Source organism: Vibrio sp. McD22-P3, from assembly GCF_021568915.1.
GTDB classification, from domain to species: Bacteria; Pseudomonadota; Gammaproteobacteria; order Enterobacterales; family Vibrionaceae; genus Vibrio; species Vibrio mediterranei.
This window is the reverse complement of the sequence record NZ_JAKGTN010000009.1, coordinates 176875-195069: the sequence shown is the minus strand read 5'-3', so window position 1 is coordinate 195069 and position 18195 is coordinate 176875. Positions and strand designations below refer to the sequence as shown.

Annotated in this window: 12 protein-coding genes; 10 read left to right on the top strand and 2 right to left on the bottom strand. The window is 44.7% G+C overall.

The features are described 5' to 3' along the window. Window positions 1-316: 316 nt before the first annotated feature. From pdhR to lpdA, 4 genes are all read left to right on the top strand, one after another. Window positions 317-1084 (top strand): pyruvate dehydrogenase complex transcriptional repressor PdhR, encoded by a 768-nt coding sequence (gene pdhR / locus L2W36_RS12680; protein ID WP_236110193.1) that lies wholly within the window; start codon window positions 317-319, stop codon window positions 1082-1084. A 56-nt stretch (window positions 1085-1140) separates the two neighbouring features. Beyond that, window positions 1141-3804, top strand: coding sequence for a pyruvate dehydrogenase (acetyl-transferring), homodimeric type (gene aceE / locus L2W36_RS12675; RefSeq protein ID WP_006074433.1), 2664 nt, complete (start codon window positions 1141-1143; stop codon window positions 3802-3804). Between the two features lie 30 nt (window positions 3805-3834). Continuing rightward, a complete protein-coding gene (gene aceF / locus L2W36_RS12670; protein ID WP_236110192.1) occupies window positions 3835-5748 on the top strand; it encodes a pyruvate dehydrogenase complex dihydrolipoyllysine-residue acetyltransferase in 1914 nt (637 codons plus the stop codon). A 273-nt stretch (window positions 5749-6021) separates the two neighbouring features. After that, window positions 6022-7449, top strand: a complete 1428-nt coding sequence (gene lpdA / locus L2W36_RS12665) for a dihydrolipoyl dehydrogenase (RefSeq protein WP_006074435.1) — start codon at window positions 6022-6024, stop codon at window positions 7447-7449. A gap of 101 nt (window positions 7450-7550) precedes the next feature. On the opposite strand, the gene L2W36_RS12660 is transcribed toward lpdA, so the two are convergent. Further along, complete coding sequence (locus tag L2W36_RS12660) at window positions 7551-8171, bottom strand: LuxR/HapR/OpaR family quorum-sensing transcriptional regulator (RefSeq protein WP_006074436.1); 621 nt, start codon at window positions 8169-8171, stop codon at window positions 7551-7553. Window positions 8172-8698: 527 nt separating this feature from the next. On the opposite strand from L2W36_RS12660, the gene hpt reads away from it, so the two are divergent. Beyond that, a complete protein-coding gene (hpt, locus tag L2W36_RS12655) occupies window positions 8699-9229 on the top strand; it encodes a hypoxanthine phosphoribosyltransferase (protein ID WP_006074437.1) in 531 nt (176 codons plus the stop codon). 64 nt (window positions 9230-9293) lie between these two features. Here hpt and can read toward each other — a convergent pair whose 3' ends face one another. Next, a complete protein-coding gene (gene can / locus L2W36_RS12650; protein ID WP_006074438.1) occupies window positions 9294-9953 on the bottom strand; it encodes a carbonate dehydratase in 660 nt (219 codons plus the stop codon). A gap of 232 nt (window positions 9954-10185) precedes the next feature. On the opposite strand from can, the gene L2W36_RS12645 reads away from it, so the two are divergent. The 5 genes from L2W36_RS12645 to hldE all read left to right on the top strand — a co-directional run bounded on the left by L2W36_RS12645 (window position 10186) and on the right by hldE (window position 18187). Beyond that, window positions 10186-11832, top strand: coding sequence for a SulP family inorganic anion transporter (locus L2W36_RS12645; RefSeq protein ID WP_006074439.1), 1647 nt, complete (start codon window positions 10186-10188; stop codon window positions 11830-11832). 165 nt (window positions 11833-11997) lie between these two features. After that, on the top strand, window positions 11998-12918 hold the full coding sequence (locus L2W36_RS12640) for an ABC transporter ATP-binding protein (protein ID WP_236110191.1): 921 nt from the start codon (window positions 11998-12000) through the stop codon (window positions 12916-12918). A gap of 5 nt (window positions 12919-12923) precedes the next feature. Then, a complete protein-coding gene (locus tag L2W36_RS12635) occupies window positions 12924-13694 on the top strand; it encodes an ABC transporter permease (RefSeq protein WP_006074443.1) in 771 nt (256 codons plus the stop codon). Between the two features lie 91 nt (window positions 13695-13785). After that, the gene (gene glnE, locus L2W36_RS12630; RefSeq protein WP_124940284.1) at window positions 13786-16635 is read left to right on the top strand and encodes a bifunctional [glutamate--ammonia ligase]-adenylyl-L-tyrosine phosphorylase/[glutamate--ammonia-ligase] adenylyltransferase; all 2850 of its coding nucleotides are present in this window, start codon (window positions 13786-13788) and stop codon (window positions 16633-16635) included. 121 nt (window positions 16636-16756) lie between these two features. Further along, a complete protein-coding gene (gene hldE, locus L2W36_RS12625) occupies window positions 16757-18187 on the top strand; it encodes a bifunctional D-glycero-beta-D-manno-heptose-7-phosphate kinase/D-glycero-beta-D-manno-heptose 1-phosphate adenylyltransferase HldE (RefSeq protein ID WP_006074448.1) in 1431 nt (476 codons plus the stop codon). The last annotated feature ends 8 nt before the right edge of the window (window positions 18188-18195 follow it).

Sequence of the window (18195 nt, the reverse complement as noted above, 5' to 3'; positions counted from 1 at the left end):
TAACCCGGCCTTGGGTTATTCCTTCCTTTATTGATATTGGTCAAGTTTCCTTGTCCGACAAAATGATTCCTTTGTTGTTGATTTATAAGTGTTTTTATAGCACGTAATTTGCCCGATAAGTTTCTTGTATGTAATTGGTCTGACCATGAGTGTTGATGTTTTAATCTATAAATGTTTCAGAATGGTTAATGCAAGGCCGGTTCTATGATTTGAATCAATTTTTCACTAGACATCGGTGTTTTAAATGTGTTAATTTTTACGCCAATTTGAAATTGGTAATACCAATTAACTTCGAAAGAAAAGTAGAATAATAAATATGGCTTATCAAAGGATTCGTCAGCCGAAACTTTCTGATGTGATTGAACAGGAATTGGAACGCTTGATTGTTGAAGGGACACTTTCAGCAGGTCAACAGCTTCCACCTGAACGAGAGCTGGCTAAACAGTTTGATGTTTCTCGACCTTCTATTCGAGAAGCGATTCAGCGCTTAGAAGCGAAGAAACTACTTACCCGCCGCCAAGGTGGAGGTACGTTTGTGAGCGAAAATATTTGGAAAAGTTTCTCGGATCCGTTGCTAGACCTTCTATCTTCCCATAATGAAACGCAGCTTGACTTGCTCGAAGCACGTCATGCTATGGAAGGGATTTCTGCTTATTTCGCAGCATTGCGTGGTACCGATGAAGATTTTGCTCAAATTGAAAATTGCTTAGGCACTATTCGTAAAGTACAAGAAACCGGTGACATCGAAGCAGAAGCTGCTGCGGTCATGGCTTTTCTTGTTGCGTTAACTGAAGCTGCACACAATGTTGTTTTGCTTCATATCGTGCGAAGCCTAGCACCACTGCTAGAGCAAAATGTTTTACAGAATTTAAAGTTATTGCACCGCCGAAGTGAAGTGGTGGAGAAAGTCAGTAAACACCGAGCTAATATCGTGGAAGCGATTGTTTCTGGAAAGCCTGAAAAGGCACGTGAAATGTCTCATTCACACTTAGCTTATATCGAAGAAACATTGTTGGATTTGACTAGAGAAGAGTCTCGACGTGAGCGCTCTTTAAGACGAATTCAACAAGATAGTGATTCTTAAAACTAGAAACGCTTACTTTTATTAAGTAGATCCAACCAACAGAAGGAAAGATCGCCATGTCTGACATGAAGCATGACGTAGATGCACTGGAAACTCAAGATTGGCTACAAGCACTTGAGTCCGTTGTTCGCGAAGAAGGTGTAGAACGCGCGCAGTTCCTACTAGAAACAGTTCTAGAGAAAGCACGTTTAGACGGCGTTGATATGCCAACAGGTATCAACACTAACTACATCAACACTATTCCAGCAGCACAAGAACCAGCTTACCCTGGTGATACCACGCTTGAGCGTCGTATTCGTTCGATTATTCGCTGGAACGCAATCATGATCGTATTGCGTGCTTCTAAGAAAGACCTAGACCTTGGTGGTCACATGGCTTCTTACCAGTCTGCAGCAGCATTCTATGAAGTGTGCTTCAACCACTTCTTCCGTGCTCCTAACGAAACAGACGGTGGCGATCTAGTTTATTATCAAGGTCATATCTCACCAGGTATCTACTCTCGCGCATTCGTTGAAGGTCGTCTAACTGAAGAACAGCTAGATAACTTCCGTCAAGAAGTAGACGGTAAAGGTATTCCTTCATACCCACACCCTAAACTGATGCCTGAGTTCTGGCAGTTCCCAACAGTATCTATGGGTCTAGGTCCAATTTCTTCGATCTACCAAGCGCGTTTCCTTAAGTACCTAAATGGTCGCGGCCTTAAAGACACTTCAGCTCAACGTGTTTACGCCTTCCTAGGTGATGGTGAGATGGATGAGCCAGAATCACGTGGTTCACTGTCTTTCGCTGCGCGTGAGAAACTAGATAACCTATGCTTCCTAATCAACTGTAACCTTCAGCGCCTAGATGGTCCTGTAATGGGTAACGGTAGCATCATCCAAGAGCTAGAAGGTCTATTTAAAGGCGCTGGCTGGAACGTTGTTAAAGTTATCTGGGGTAACAACTGGGATGCGCTACTGGCGAAAGATACGTCAGGCAAACTACTGCAGCTAATGAACGAAACTGTAGATGGTGACTACCAAACATTTAAGTCTAAAGATGGCGCGTACGTACGTGAGCACTTCTTTGGCAAGTACCCAGAAACAGCAGCACTTGTTGCTGACATGACAGATGACGAAATCTTCGCGCTTAAGCGTGGTGGTCACGATTCTTCTAAGCTGTATGCAGCGTATAAAAATGCGGCAGAAACTAAAGGCCGTCCTACAGTAATCCTAGCTAAGACAGTTAAAGGTTACGGTATGGGTGATGCAGCTGAAGGTAAGAACATCGCACACCAAGTTAAGAAGATGGACATGACTCACGTACTACACTTACGTGACCGTCTAGGTCTTCAAGACATTCTAACTGATGAGAAAGTAGCAGAGCTTCCATACCTAAAACTGGAAGAAGGTAGTGCGGAATACGAATACCTACACGCTCGTCGTAAAGCACTTAAAGGTTACACGCCACAGCGTCTACCTAAGTTCACTCAAGAATTTAAAGTTCCTGAGCTAGAAGAATTCGCGCCGTTACTAAGCGAGCAGAAGCGTGACATCTCAACTACGATGGCATACGTTCGTACGCTTAATATCCTGCTTAAGAACAAGAACATTGGTAAGAACGTTGTTCCTATCATCTGTGACGAAGCTCGTACGTTTGGTATGGAAGGTCTATTCCGTCAGATTGGTATCTACAACCCACACGGTCAGGAATACACACCAGAAGATAAAGGCATCGTTTCTTACTACAAAGAAGCAACCTCTGGTCAGGTTCTGCAAGAAGGTATCAACGAGCTAGGCTCAATGGCTTCTTGGGTTGCCGCTGCAACTTCATACAGCACTAACGATCTACCAATGATTCCGTTCTATATCTACTACTCAATGTTTGGTTTCCAACGTGTAGGTGATATGGCATGGATGGCTGGTGACCAACAAGCTCGTGGTTTCCTACTAGGTGCTACAGCTGGCCGTACAACACTAAATGGTGAAGGTCTACAGCACGAAGATGGTCACTCGCACATCATGGCGAACACAGTACCTAACTGTATCTCTTACGACCCAACATTCGCTTACGAAGTTGCGGTAATTATGCAAGACGGTATCCGTCGCATGTACGGTGAGAACCAAGAGAACGTGTTCTACTACCTAACTGTGATGAACGAAAACTACGCAATGCCAGCAATGCCAGAAGGCGCTGAAGAAGGCATCCGTAAGGGTATTTACAAGCTTGAATCTTACGCTGGTGATAAGTCTAAAGTTCAGCTAATGGGCTCTGGTACTATCATGAACGAAGTACGTAAAGCAGCGACTATCCTAAGCGAAGAGTACGGCATCGCATCTGACGTGTTCTCTGTAACATCGTTCAACGAGCTAACTCGAGATGGTCAAGACGCAGAGCGTTTCAACATGCTTCACCCAGAAGCAGAAGCTAAAGTACCTTACATTGCACAAGTAATGGGTACTGAGCCTGCAATCGCCGCGACTGACTACATGAAGAACTACTCTGAGCAAGTTCGTGCGTTCATGCCTTCAGAGTCATATAAAGTACTTGGTACAGATGGTTACGGCCGTTCAGACAGCCGTGAAAACCTACGTCGTCACTTCGAAGTTAACGCAGGCTACGTGGTAGTTGCAGCACTAACTGAACTAGCGAAGCGCGGTGATGTTGAGAAGTCTGTTGTGACTGAAGCAATTGCTAAGTTCAACATCGACACTGAAAAAACTAACCCACTTTACGCTTAATACAGCGCTTAATTAGAAGGTAAATAAGCAATGGCAATCGAAATTAATGTACCTGACATCGGTGCGGATGAGGTTGAAGTTACTGAGATTCTTGTAAGCGTTGGCGACAAGGTAGAAGAAGAGCAGTCTCTTATCACTGTTGAAGGCGACAAAGCTTCTATGGAAGTTCCAGCGTCTCAAGCAGGTATCGTTAAAGAAATCAAAGTAGCGGAAGGCGATTCTGTTACTACAGGTTCTCTTATCATGATTTTCGAAGCCGAAGGTGCAGCTGACGCTGCACCTGCTCCTGCGGCAGAAGCGGCTCCAGCAGCGGCTCCAGCTCCAGCAGCAGCGGCAGCAGAACTTAAAGAAGTTCACGTTCCAGATATCGGTGGCGACGAAGTAGAAGTTACTGAAATCATGGTTAAAGTTGGCGATACAGTAGAAGAAGAGCAATCTCTTCTAACTGTAGAAGGCGACAAAGCTTCGATGGAAGTACCAGCACCATTTGCAGGTACGGTTAAAGAGATCAAGATTGCTGAAGGTGATTCAGTAACAACTGGCTCTCTTGTGATGGTGTTCGAAACTGCGGGCTCTGGCGCGGCAGCTCCAATAGCAGAAGCTCCTGCAGCACCTGCGGCGGCTCCAGCAGCATCTGCTGAAAAAGAAGTAAACGTACCAGATATCGGCGGTGACGAAGTTGAAGTTACTGAAGTAATGGTAGCGGTTGGCGATACAGTAGAAGAAGAGCAATCTCTAATCACTGTGGAAGGCGACAAGGCTTCAATGGAAGTTCCAGCACCATTTGCAGGTACAGTAAAAGAAATCAAAATTGCAGCTGGCGACAAAGTAACGACTGGCTCTCTAATCATGGTATTTGAGGTGGCCGGCACTCCGGTTGCTGGTGCGGCTCCGGCTCCAGTAGCTGCTCCTGCTCCTGCTCCAGCAGCAGCTCCTGCCGCATCGGCGGACCGTCCAAAAGCTGAAGCTTCAGCAGTTACACCTGCAGCAAACGATTTCCAAGAAAACAACGATTACGCACACGCGTCTCCAGTTGTTCGTCGTCTAGCTCGCGAATTTGGCGTTAACCTTTCTAAGGTTAAAGGTACTGGTCGTAAGAGCCGTATCCTTAAAGAAGACGTTCAGTCTTACGTTAAAGATGCACTTAAGCGTCTTGAGTCTGGTGCTGCGGCATCTGGCAAAGGCGGTGACGGCTCTGCTCTTGGTTTACTACCTTGGCCGAAGGTTGACTTCAGCAAGTTTGGTGAGACTGAAGTTCAGAAGCTTTCTAAGATCAAGAAGATCTCTGGTGCTAACCTACACCGTAACTGGGTAATGATCCCGCACGTTACACAGTGGGATAACGCTGATATCACAGCCCTAGAAGCGTTCCGTAAAGAGCAAAACGCTATCGAAGCGAAGAAAGATTCAGGCATGAAGATCACTCCACTTGTGTTCATCATGAAAGCTGTTGCAAAAGCACTAGAAGCATTCCCTGCGTTTAACTCTTCTCTATCAGAAGATGGCGAGAGCATCATTCTTAAGAAGTACGTGAACGTTGGTATCGCGGTTGATACGCCAAACGGCCTTGTTGTTCCAGTATTCAAAGATGTAAACAAGAAAGGCATCTACGAGCTATCTGAAGAGCTAATGGTAATTTCTAAGAAAGCACGTGCAGGTAAATTAACTGCGGCTGACATGCAAGGTGGCTGTTTCACTATCTCAAGCCTAGGTGGCATCGGTGGTACAGCATTTACGCCTATCGTAAATGCGCCTGAAGTAGGTATCCTTGGTGTATCTAAGTCTGAAATGAAGCCTGTGTGGAACGGTAAAGAATTCGAACCACGTCTGCAGCTACCTCTGTCTCTATCATACGATCACCGTGTGATTGATGGTGCAGAAGGTGCACGTTTCATTACTTATCTAAACAGCTGCCTAAGCGATATTCGTCGTCTAGTACTGTAAGATAACTTTCCCACTCTCGCTCCCCCTAATCAAAGGGGAGCGAGTGAGGGGAAAACAAATTAATACAACATTTCCAACGTGAATTGTTGTCTAGCTCACAGGCTAAATTGATTTACTTTTCACACCATTAACATCTCTGTAAAATGTTGGCGGTCTGAAATCATAATTGTTTAAGTTATTTGTTTAATAGAACGTCTGTTTAAAACGAAGTCTAAGCATATAAAAATCAATACCCACTCAGCCTGTTAGGGATAATGACTACAAGAGGTCAAAATGAGCAAAGAAATTAAAGCCCAGGTGGTAGTACTTGGTGCCGGTCCTGCTGGTTACTCCGCTGCATTCCGTTGTGCCGATTTAGGCCTAGAAACCGTTCTTATTGAACGTTATAGCACGCTTGGTGGTGTGTGTCTGAACGTGGGTTGTATCCCATCTAAAGCACTACTTCACGTTGCTAAAGTTATCGAAGAAGCAAAAGCGCTTGCTGACCACGGTATCGTATTTGGTGAGCCACAGACTGACATCGATAAGATTCGTCTATGGAAAGAAAAAGTTATTAACCAACTTACTGGTGGTCTTGGCGGTATGGCTAAGATGCGTAAAGTAAATGTGGTTAACGGTTTCGGTAAGTTTACTGGTCCTAACTCAATTGAAGTTGAAGGCGAAGACGGTAAAACTGTTGTTAACTTCGACAACGCCATTGTAGCTGCGGGTTCACGCCCTATTAAATTGCCATTCATCCCGCATGAAGACCCACGTATTTGGGATTCTACTGATGCGCTAGAGCTGAAAGAAGTACCAGGAAAACTGCTTATCATGGGCGGTGGTATCATCGGTCTAGAAATGGCGACGGTATACCACTCTCTGGGATCTCAGATTGATGTTGTAGAAATGTTTGACCAACTTATCCCAGCTGCGGACAAAGATATGGTTAAAGTCTACACCAAGCGTATTAAGAACAAGTTCAACTTGATGCTTGAAACCAAGGTGACGGCAGTTGAAGCTAAAGAAGACGGCATCTACGTTTCAATGGAAGGTAAGAAAGCACCTTCTGAAGCTGAGCGTTATGATGCAGTGCTTGTGGCTATCGGCCGTGTACCAAACGGCAAACTGCTTGATGCAGAAAAAGCGGGTATTGAAGTAGACGAGCGTGGTTTTATCAATGTTGATAAGCAAATGCGCACAAACGTCCCTCACATCCATGCAATCGGTGATATCGTTGGTCAACCAATGCTTGCTCACAAAGGCGTGCATGAAGGTCACGTAGCGGCAGAGGTTATCTCTGGTAAGAAGCACTACTTTGACCCGAAAGTGATTCCTTCAATTGCTTACACTGAACCAGAAGTAGCTTGGGTTGGTAAGACTGAGAAAGAAGCGAAAGCAGAAGGCATCAACTACGAAACGGCGACATTCCCATGGGCAGCGTCAGGTCGTGCAATCGCATCTGACTGCGCAGACGGTATGACTAAGCTTATTTTCGATAAAGATACTCATCGCGTAATTGGCGGTGCTATCGTGGGTACTAACGGTGGTGAACTGCTTGGTGAAATCGGTCTAGCGATCGAGATGGGTTGTGATGCAGAAGATATCGCATTGACTATCCACGCTCACCCAACGCTTCACGAATCTGTTGGTCTTGCAGCAGAAGTATTTGAAGGCACTATCACTGACCTTCCAAATGCAAAAGCGAAGAAAAAGAAATAATTTCTGAGTGAAGACAAAAACGGCCAGTATCATACTGGCCGTTTTTTTATAGATACTATTTAAAATCAAGCCCTTAAGCATTTGTGCTCAAGGGCTGTTTTTTAGTGGCGGCTATCTTTCTCGTAGATGCAAACCATATCCATATAGCAGTCGGTCAACGACTTGATGGATTCACCATCACTACTGCGATTAGCTTCAACAAACAGTGAATAGCAAATACCGTGGAATAGGCTAGTAAGATGCTTAGTGTTGTGTTGAGAGCAGACTTCGCCACGTTCAATGGCTTTAATGAACATGTTTTCAATCAGTGCTTGGCTAGTTTTGTTCGATGAAACAAACAATGGCCAAACCTCATCGCGCGTAGATGTACTCCATTCAAACCATACCTTATTCCAGTGACAGTCTTCGATCACCATATCCACCACACCATCAAGAATATTGGTTAGGTTTTCTTTGATGTCGACATCAAGGTCAATGGTATTTGATAAGAAGTTGGAATACTGACAGACGACGTGGTTAAGTACTTCATCAACCAAGTCTTCTCGTGTTGGGAAGTAGTTGAATACCGTTGCTACTGAAACTTGTGCAATTTCTGCGATATCCGCGTGACCTCCACGACCAATGCCGCGTTTCGCGAATACTTCTAGTGCAATCTCCATAAGCTGTAACTTGCGCTTTTGTGGAGATAAGCGAGTTCTAGGTCTTTTTACTATTGAGTCCATAATATTTCCTTGCCAACGTTGGTAGGGCTGGTAACTCTATGAGTACGTCCAACTGCGCCCTGTTTGTTATACAGAGTCAGAGATTTGGTCCAATATGAAAGCTGTTATACACAATAACTGGCATATTAATGTTAGTTTTTGGTTAACAATTTCCATTTTGGAAATCACATGCTCTATTTTTTCTTTTGTTTGATAAGTGTAATGGTGCATATGTGCTTTGGTCAATAGTCATACACTGATAATTTTCATAATTAGCATTAATTTACCTGCATATCACACTTTGCGCTGAAAGCGTCATATTCTTTCAACACCATGCGTTAACAAAGATTCGTTCTGGTTTATACCAACAGAGTAATTTGACGCCAGATTTTCGCCTGATTTTTATCCTGAGTCAGAAAGTGATACCATACCGAGCAAATGTGAACGCTTGGTATTTCTTCACTAAAATAGTGTTGTCTGTTTTAGGAGGGGACTCACAGCTACTGTTGCTGTAGCGACCAAGTTAACCAATCAACATCGAGATAGATATGAAACATACTGTTGAAGTCATGATTTCTGAGCAAGAAGTTCATGAGCGTGTAAAAGTGCTAGGTAAAGAAATTACTGAACACTACAAAGGTAGCGAAGATTTAGTTATGGTCGGCTTGCTACGTGGCTCTTTTGTCTTTATGGCGGATTTGGCTCGTGCCATCGAGCTTACTCACTCAGTAGACTTTATGACGGCATCAAGCTATGGCAATACCATGGAAAGCTCACGTGATGTGCGCATCCTGAAAGATCTTGATGATGATATTAAAGGTAAAGATATCCTGCTGGTGGAAGATATTATCGATACTGGTAATACCTTAAATAAAGTGAAAGAGATTCTATCGCTACGTGAACCAAAATCTATTCAGATTTGTACCTTGCTAGACAAGCCATCACGCCGTGAAGTCGATGTCGATGTTAAATGGATTGGCTTCGAAATCCCGGATGAGTTCGTAGTGGGTGTTGGTATCGATTACGCTCAGAAATATCGCCACTTACCTTACATCGGTAAAGTGGTACCTCAGGAATAAATCTGGTCGTACAAACATAAAAAATGCCCATCTCTGTGAGATGGGCATTTTTCTAAATACTGAATTATTTTAGTACTTCGGTACTCAAAATTTTCGACATGGCAGCTTGGTAATTTACTTCAAGACTCTCTCTGCTTGAACAGCGAACACCGAGATCTTGCAACTTACCATCACCAATGCCATAGACCACACCATGAACTTCAACTTCTTGGCCGCGTTCCCAAGCGTTTTGCATAATGGTTGAGTTACCTAGGTTATACACCTGCTCAGCAACGTTAATCTCACAAAGCTTGTCACCCCACATGTCGCGTGGCAATTCACCGAGCCAGTTACGATGCTTTAAGTACAAATCGCGTATATGTAGAAGCCAGTTGTTAATGAGCCCAAGCTGTGGGTTATCAATAGCAGCATTCACGCCACCACAGCCATAGTGACCACAAACGATAATGTGTTTGACTTTTAGCACATCCACCGCGTATTGCACTACAGATAGGCAGTTAAGATCGGTATGAATGACTTGGTTGGCAACATTACGGTGAACAAAGAGTTCGCCTGAATATAACCCCGTTAGACGCTCTGCTGGTACTCGGCTATCGGAGCAACCAATCCAAAGGAATCCAGGGTTTTGGCCTTCCTCTAGCTTTGCGAAATACTCTGGTCTTTCGGAGCGAATTTCTTCAGACCACTTTGAATTGTTGTCAAAGAGTTGTTTGATTTCCGGCATGATACTTCCCTTCAATAATTCGAGATACTATACACAATGTTACAAATTGAATCTCGAAAAAAAAGTATCAAAATGTACTCATCTGACGTGTTCATGTACCTAAAATCAGTGACTTAACGATTCAGTGAAAAAAACTTATATCTTATGAAAATTGAATGGCCCTTATTAGTTATTAACTTATTGTCACATTTGTTAAGGTGAGGCAATTTTTTGGTTATTTTCAAGGATAGTAATGAAGTTAGGACGTCGTTTTGAAGATATAAACCTTAAAGGGGATGTATTTGGCGGGGTAACTACCGCGATTATTTCATTGCCACTGGCGTTGGCGTTTGGTGTGGCATCTGGAGCAGGCGCAGAAGCCGGGCTGTGGGGCGCAATCATGGTGGGGCTGTTTGCCTCTCTATTTGGCGGTTCTTCTAGCCTTATTTCCGAACCGACAGGCCCTATGACGGTCATCATGACAGCGGTATTGACAGCAATGATGGCTAAGTACCCGGAAACGGGGATGGCGATGACCTTCACTGTCGTTATGATGGCGGGTATTTTTCAAATCTTGCTTGGTACGTTAAAACTCGGAAAATACGTTACCTTGATGCCATACAGTGTTGTCTCGGGGTTCATGTCGGGAATTGGTGTGATCTTGGTGATTCTTCAACTGGCGCCACTATTGGGACAAGCCGCGCCAACGGGCGGCGTTATTGGGACAATCAGGGCATTACCTGAACTGCTGACCCATATCGACTTTTCAGAATTATTCCTTGGGTTACTGACGTTAGCGATTCTATTTCTGTTCCCTAAAAAATACCGTCAACATATTCCTCCGCAGCTTGTGGCGCTGGTGTTAGTCACAGTGATATCTATGCTGTTTTTCAGTAGTGAGAGTATTCGCAGAATTGGCGAGATTCCAGCAGGTTTGCCTTCTTTAGTCATACCGCATTTTAACGCCGAAATGCTGACTACCATGCTTATCGATGCGCTTGTACTCGGCACATTAGGCTGTATTGATACCTTATTAACAGCTGTTATCGGTGATTCTCTAACTCGGAAAGAGCATGACTCAGATAAGGAATTGCGCGGCCAAGGGTTAGCGAACCTTATCGCAGGTTTGTTTGGGGCTTTACCGGGAGCGGGTGCGACGATGGGGACGGTGACCAATATCCAAGTAGGGGCTCGCTCTCCATTGTCTGGTGTGGTGCGGGCATTGGTGTTGGCGCTGGTGGTACTGGTAGCAAGTGGTTTAACTGAACCTATTCCAATGGCGGTGTTGGCAGGCATTGCTGTTTATGTCGGTTTTAACATACTGGATTGGAGCTTTATTCAGCGAGCACATAAGGTGAGTTTGGCCGGTATGGCGATCATGTACGGTGTTATGCTGCTGACTGTATTTGTAGATCTTATCGTTGCCGTAGGCCTTGGTGTGTTTATCTCGAATATCATCATTATCGAAAGATTGAGCCGTGAGCAAGCTCGTCAGGTAAAAGCGATCAGCGACGCTGACGACGACGATGTGCCGTTAAGTGAATATGAGCGAGAGTTGCTAGAACAAACTCAAGGTAAGGTATTGTTTTTCTACTTATCTGGGCCAATGATTTTTAGTGTCTCTAAAGCAATTTCAAGACAACACTCAAGTATTGCCGATTATCAAGCGATGATACTCGACCTTACCGATGTTCCTATGATCGACGTAACGGTTGGTCTTGCTCTAGAAAATGCCATCAAGGATGCCAAAGACGCAGAGTGTCAGGTGTACTTGTTATGTCCAAATACGCAAACTCGACAACAATTGGATAAATTCCACGTTATTGATCTTGTTCCGGATGGCAATATCTATCAGCAGCGAGAACACGCATTGGATGCTGCATATAAGGCAACGGCTTAAAAGGGATAAAAAGCGAGTACTAACATACTCGTTTTTTTTATAGCCAATTCATCACCACCACTTGAAAAATTGAGCCATCATCATCATGTGTAAGGGTATATTCAAACTTTTCGATATCATTGGAAATATCAAATTATTCCAATGATGCATTCTTCGGTGCAAATTATGATCGCATTAGAAATTGAGCAGTTAAGAAAGACCTATGCGGGCGGTTTTGAAGCGCTAAAAGGGGTGAGTCTTCAAGTTGAGCAGGGAGACTTTTATGCTTTGCTTGGGCCTAATGGTGCGGGTAAATCGACCACCATCGGTATCATTACGTCTCTAGTCAACAAAACATCGGGCAAGGTCTCGGTGTTTGGTCACGATATTGATAATGAACTTGAACTGGCGAAGCAACAACTTGGTCTGGTGCCACAAGAGTTCAACTTTAACCAGTTCGAAACCGTTGAGCAGATTGTTCTTCAGCAAGCAGGGTATTACGGTGTTGCTAAGGATGTGGCGAAGCAACGCGCGCAAAAATACCTCTCTCAGCTAGACCTTTGGGAAAAGCGTAGCGAGCGAGCACGAAACCTCTCCGGAGGAATGAAGCGTCGACTTATGATTGCTCGCGCTCTAATGCATGAACCCAAACTGCTCATTCTTGATGAACCGACGGCGGGGGTTGATATTGAACTTCGTCGTTCAATGTGGGATTTCCTTAAAGAGATTAATCGACAAGGCATCACCATTATTCTGACAACTCACTACCTTGAAGAAGCGGAACTGCTTTGTCGCAACATCGGTATTATCCAACGCGGTGAGCTGATTGAGAACACATCGATGAAAGCTTTGCTTAATAAGCTGGATGTAGAAACGTTTATTCTCGATATTGACGCAAGCGTTGATATTCCTGAACTACAAGGGGTTAAATCGCAAAATGTGGTGAATGGCTCATTGGAGATAGAGATTGAGAAAACTCAGGGGTTAAACCACATTTTCACTCAGCTTTCCGAGGCTGGTATTAAAGTGCTGTCAATGAGGAACAAAGCCAACCGACTTGAAGAGTTATTTGTTTCTATTGTGCGTAATCAAGCGGAGGCAAACTGATGAATTTGTACGGTTTGTATTGGACGGCATTTAAAAGCCTTCTAACGAAAGAAATTAATCGCTTTACTCGAATTTGGGTACAAACCCTAGTACCGCCAGCGATTACCATGACACTTTACTTCATCATCTTCGGTAGTCTGATTGGTTCTCGAATCGGTGAAATGAACGGCTTCAGTTACATGGAATATATTGTTCCTGGCCTTATCATGATGTCGGTGATTACTAACTCGTATTCGAATGTTGCTTCGTCCTTCTTTAGTGCCAAATTTCAGCGCAATATTGAAGAGCTTCTTGTCGCACCTGTTCCCAATTACGTCATCATTGCTGGTTTTGTCATGGGCGGTGTTGTACGTGGCTTATTGGTTGGCACGATAGTGACTTTTGTCTCACTGTTTTTTGTTGATTTACAAGTTGAACATTGGGCAGTAATTATCGCGACTGTGTTTATGACGTCGGTGGTGTTCTCACTCGGTGGTCTTATTAATGCGGTGTATGCCAAGACCTTTGATGATATATCGATTATTCCCACTTTTGTTTTGACACCGCTGACATATCTAGGCGGTGTGTTTTATTCCATTAGCCTGCTTCCTGAGTTCTGGCAAGGTGTATCCAAAATCAATCCAATCGTTTATATGGTCAATGCTTTCCGTTACGGTTTCTTAGGTGTGTCGGATGTAGGGATTGTGACATCTTTTGGCGTACTCTTGGTGTTTATCGTGGTACTTTATGGAGTAGCCCATCATTTGGTGACTAAGGGTATTGGCCTTAGAAGCTAGAGCAAGATTCTAGCGTAATACACTGATATGTGATCAATGAAGTGGTAGCGGTAGCTGCCACTTTTTGTTTCAGTCGAGACAAGGACGACAAATGCAACTGCCTGCCGAATTACAACACGATGCTCAATCAGCGTTTGAGCGAATTCAACAAGCCTATTCTGACCTATCCCATTGGACTCCAGAGCGACAACAACAGCTAAAGTATGTCATGGCGATGAGCTGTTTTGTGGAAGAGTCACTATTGAAAGATGAAGGGCTGTTCGCGGATCTACCTGACATGCTATCGCAGCAGAGCAGAGCTGAGGATTATCGAGTGCGATTGGCTATTCAACTTGAGTCTTGTGGTAGCGAAACGGAAGGTCATCGTGTTCTACGTCGATTCCGAAATCGTGAAATGACATATATCGCGTGGCGCGATTTTACTAGTGACTGGAGTCTAGAACAAAGCCTGCACCATCTTTCCATGCTAGCTGAAGCGATGATCTTTGAGACTTATCAATGGCAATATAAAGCGTGCTGCTTGGAATGGGGCACACCTTGTAATGCAGAGGGTGAAGCGCAGCCAATGTTGATTATCGGTATGGGGAAGCTCGGTGGCGGTGAGCTGAATTTCTCATCGGATATCGATCTCATTTTCACTTATCCAGAAAACGGCGAAACACAGGGGACGCGTCGCTCAATTGCTAATGCTCAATTCTTTACACGCCTAGGGCAGCGCATCATCAAAGCACTTGATCAGCAGACGTTTGATGGCTTTTGTTACCGAGTGGATATGAGATTACGCCCATTTGGTGAGAGCGGACCATTGGTGATGAGTTATGCGGCACTGGAAGATTACTATCAAGAGCAAGGCCGTGATTGGGAACGTTATGCGATGGTGAAAGCGCGTGTAATGGGCAGTGAGATGTATCCACAATACCAAGAGCTGCGTAAAATGCTGCGCCCTTTTGTGTTCCGCCGTTATATCGATTTTAGTGCCATTCAGTCATTAAGGCGCATGAAATCGATGATCAGTAGCGAAGTTCGCAGACGAGGGTTAGGAAACAACATCAAGCTCGGTCCAGGCGGTATTCGTGAAGTGGAATTTATCGCTCAAGTGTTTCAGCTTATTCGTGGAGGACGTGAACCGAGTTTACGAGGTCGAGGGTTACTGGAAACGCTTGATGCAATCGACACTCTGTCTCTACTAGAGTCAGAAAATGTCCAGCAGCTGCGTTCGGCTTATTGTTTCTTGCGTCGGTTGGAAAACCTATTGCAAGCCATGGCCGATAAGCAGACTCAGACACTACCTGATAAGCCATGCGACCAGCTCAAATTAGCGTGTGCGATGCAATTTGAAAGCTGGTCTGCTATGGTTCAGGCAACTGAGTTGCATATGCTAAATGTACATCAGGTGTTTGCTAACTTGATTGGCGAAGATGAGGACGAAGAAGACGCGAACCCAATCGCTAAGCACTTCCATGAGTTATGGGATATGGCGGATCGACCAGAAGTGATCGAGCACTTGCTAGAGCATGATCTTCATGTGGAGAATCCAGCCGACAAACAGAAAACCATTCAGCAGTTTAAAGCGGATCTTGCCAAGAAAACACTAGGCCCTCGTGGGCGTGAAGTACTTAATCGATTGATGCCTAAAGTCTTTAGTGCCATTTATGCCCATAAAGATGCAGAGTTTGGTTTATCGCGAGTGCTGCATGTTCTGCATCGTATTGTGACTCGAACGACTTACCTTGAGCTATTGGATGAGCACCCAGCCGCACTTGTGCAGTTAGTGAGGCTCTGTACGGCAAGTCCAATGATCTCGGAACAGCTTGGACGTTATCCGATCTTGCTTGATGAGTTGCTTGATCCTGCGCATCTCTACAACCCAGTACCTCTTGAGTCCTATAAGACCGAACTACGGGATTATCTAGCTCGTATTCCAGAAGAGGATATGGAACAGCAGATGGAGGCGCTGCGTCAGTTTAAACAGACCTGTATTCTGAGAATAGCGGCCGCCGATATTGCAGGCGTACTGCCCGTTATGAAAGTAAGTGATCATTTAACGTATTTGGCTGAAGCTATTGTAGAGGCGGGCATAAACCAAGCTTGGCAGCAAATGGCGGCTAAATATGGTGAACCAACACACTTGAAAGATCGTGGCAGCAAAGGTTTTGCGGTGATTGGCTACGGTAAAGTAGGGGGTTGGGAGCTAGGTTACAACTCTGATCTGGATATTGTGTTTATGCATGATTGTCCGGTAAGCGCGTACACCGACGGAAAAAAGGATATCGACGGTCGTCAGTTCTATCTTCGTTTAGCACAGCGCATTATCCACATATTCTCAACCAGAACAGCATCGGGAATTCTGTATGAAGTGGATACTAGACTGCGTCCTTCCGGCGCGTCTGGACTGTTAGTGAGTCCGACTGACGCCTTTGATGAATACCAGCATAATGATGCTTGGACGTGGGAGCATCAAGCTTTGGTCAGAGCACGTATGATATACGGTGATGCACCTCTGCAACACGCATTTGAAAACACCCGCGATGAAGTCCTTCGGACCGCTCGTGATGAACTGACATTGAAACAGCAAGTGGTCGATATGCGAGAAAAAATGCGCGACCATTTAGGTGGCAAAAAAGCGGGTCGATTTATGCTTAAACAAGATGCTGGGGGCATTACTGATATTGAATTTTTAGCCCAGTATTTGGTGTTGCAATACAGTCATGACAAGCCAAAGCTGACACGCTGGTCGGATAATGTGCGTATATTTGAGTCAATGATGTCACAAGGTGTGATGGAAGAAGAGCAAGCGATGGCACTCACTCAAGCCTACACCACATTGCGTGATGAAATTCATCATCGTAACTTACTCAACTTAGACGCGGATGTTGACGATAGTAAGTTTACTCAAGAGAAAGCCATCGTCGTTGAAGCATGGAAACAGTGGCTAGGGTAATTCTTGCTTCAGCTTGGTATTGAAACGAAGAGTTGTGCTACTATCCATTCAATGGCTTAGCCAAAAGATTTAAGACAAGAGGGCATAATTAAGCCCTCTTACATCATATTGGAGTACAGAAATGAAACCCATCCTACCGAATTACAGCGACTCTGGCGTATTGATTGTCGGTGACCTTATGTTAGACCGTTACTGGTATGGTCCGACAGGGCGTATTTCTCCAGAAGCCCCAGTTCCTGTAGTAAAAGTAGAAAATAACGAAGAACGTCCAGGCGGCGCTGCCAACGTTGCTATGAATATCGCTTCGCTAGGTGGTCATGCACATACTATTGGACTTGTTGGTATGGATGAACCAGCAAAAGTACTGACTGAAACACTGACGTCGTTGAAAGTAACTTGTGATTTTGTTGCATTACCTAACTACCCAACTATCACCAAACTTCGTGTTTTGAGCCGAGGGCAGCAACTGATTCGTTTGGACTTTGAAGATAAGTTCGAGAATACCGATCCTGAGCTTGTACTCGCAAAGATGGATCAAGCGTTACCAAACGTGAAGTCTGTGGTGCTATCCGATTATGCCAAAGGTGCACTAGAGCATGTTCAAGCGTATATCCAGAAAGCGAAAGCCGCAGGTGTTCCTGTATTTATCGACCCTAAAGGGGCTGATTTCGAACGCTATCGCGGCGCAACATTGCTAACACCAAACATGGCGGAATTTGAGCATGTTGTAGGCAAAGTGAAAAGCGAAGAAGAGCTTATCGAGAAAGGTAATGCGCTAATTAAAGAGTTCGACTTTGAAGCATTATTGGTGACACGTAGTGAGCATGGTATGACTTTACTTCGTAAAGATCAGGAGCCGTTCCATTTACCAACACAAGCGAAAGAAGTGTATGACGTTACTGGTGCGGGGGATACGGTTATCTCTGTATTGGCTGCATCAGTAGCAGCAGGTAAACCGCTTGATGAGGCGTGTGCGTTGGCTAATGCAGCAGCTGGAGTGGTTGTTGGTAAGCTTGGTACATCAACACTATCTACTATTGAACTTGCTGAAGCGGTTCACGGTAGTCAAGATACTGATTTCGGTGTGATTAGTGAAGCTGCGTTGATTGAAGCGGTAGCGAAAGCGCGCTCTAAAGGTGAAACCGTCGTGATGACGAATGGTTGCTTTGACATTCTTCACGCAGGACATGTGTCTTATCTAAACCACGCTGCTGAACTGGGTGATCGCTTAATTGTTGCTGTGAACACAGATGAATCTGTTCGAGCGTTAAAAGGACCAGGTCGTCCGGTTAATCCAACTGATCGCCGTATGGCTGTTCTTGCTGGTCTAGGGGCTGTTGATTGGGTTGTACCATTCTCTGAAGAAACGCCACAACGCTTGATCTCAGAAGTGCTACCAAGTCTGCTTGTTAAAGGCGGTGACTATAAGCCAGAAGAGATTGCAGGTGGTAAAGAGGTAATCGCGGCTGGTGGTGAAGTAAAAGTACTGAACTTTGAAGATGGCTGTTCAACGACCGAGATCATTGAAGCTATCAAAGGTGGCCGAGGTTAATCCTTCCG

Coding starts and splice junctions, on each gene's coding strand:
- pdhR (WP_236110193.1), top strand. CDS start 317: ATGGCTTATCAAAGGATTCGTCAGCCGAAACTTTCTGATGTGATTGAA.
- aceE (WP_006074433.1), top strand. CDS start 1,141: ATGTCTGACATGAAGCATGACGTAGATGCACTGGAAACTCAAGATTGG.
- aceF (WP_236110192.1), top strand. CDS start 3,835: ATGGCAATCGAAATTAATGTACCTGACATCGGTGCGGATGAGGTTGAA.
- lpdA (WP_006074435.1), top strand. CDS start 6,022: ATGAGCAAAGAAATTAAAGCCCAGGTGGTAGTACTTGGTGCCGGTCCT.
- L2W36_RS12660 (WP_006074436.1), bottom strand. CDS start 8,171: ATGGACTCAATAGTAAAAAGACCTAGAACTCGCTTATCTCCACAAAAG.
- hpt (WP_006074437.1), top strand. CDS start 8,699: ATGAAACATACTGTTGAAGTCATGATTTCTGAGCAAGAAGTTCATGAG.
- can (WP_006074438.1), bottom strand. CDS start 9,953: ATGCCGGAAATCAAACAACTCTTTGACAACAATTCAAAGTGGTCTGAA.
- L2W36_RS12645 (WP_006074439.1), top strand. CDS start 10,186: ATGAAGTTAGGACGTCGTTTTGAAGATATAAACCTTAAAGGGGATGTA.
- L2W36_RS12640 (WP_236110191.1), top strand. CDS start 11,998: ATGATCGCATTAGAAATTGAGCAGTTAAGAAAGACCTATGCGGGCGGT.
- glnE (WP_124940284.1), top strand. CDS start 13,786: ATGCAACTGCCTGCCGAATTACAACACGATGCTCAATCAGCGTTTGAG.
- hldE (WP_006074448.1), top strand. CDS start 16,757: ATGAAACCCATCCTACCGAATTACAGCGACTCTGGCGTATTGATTGTC.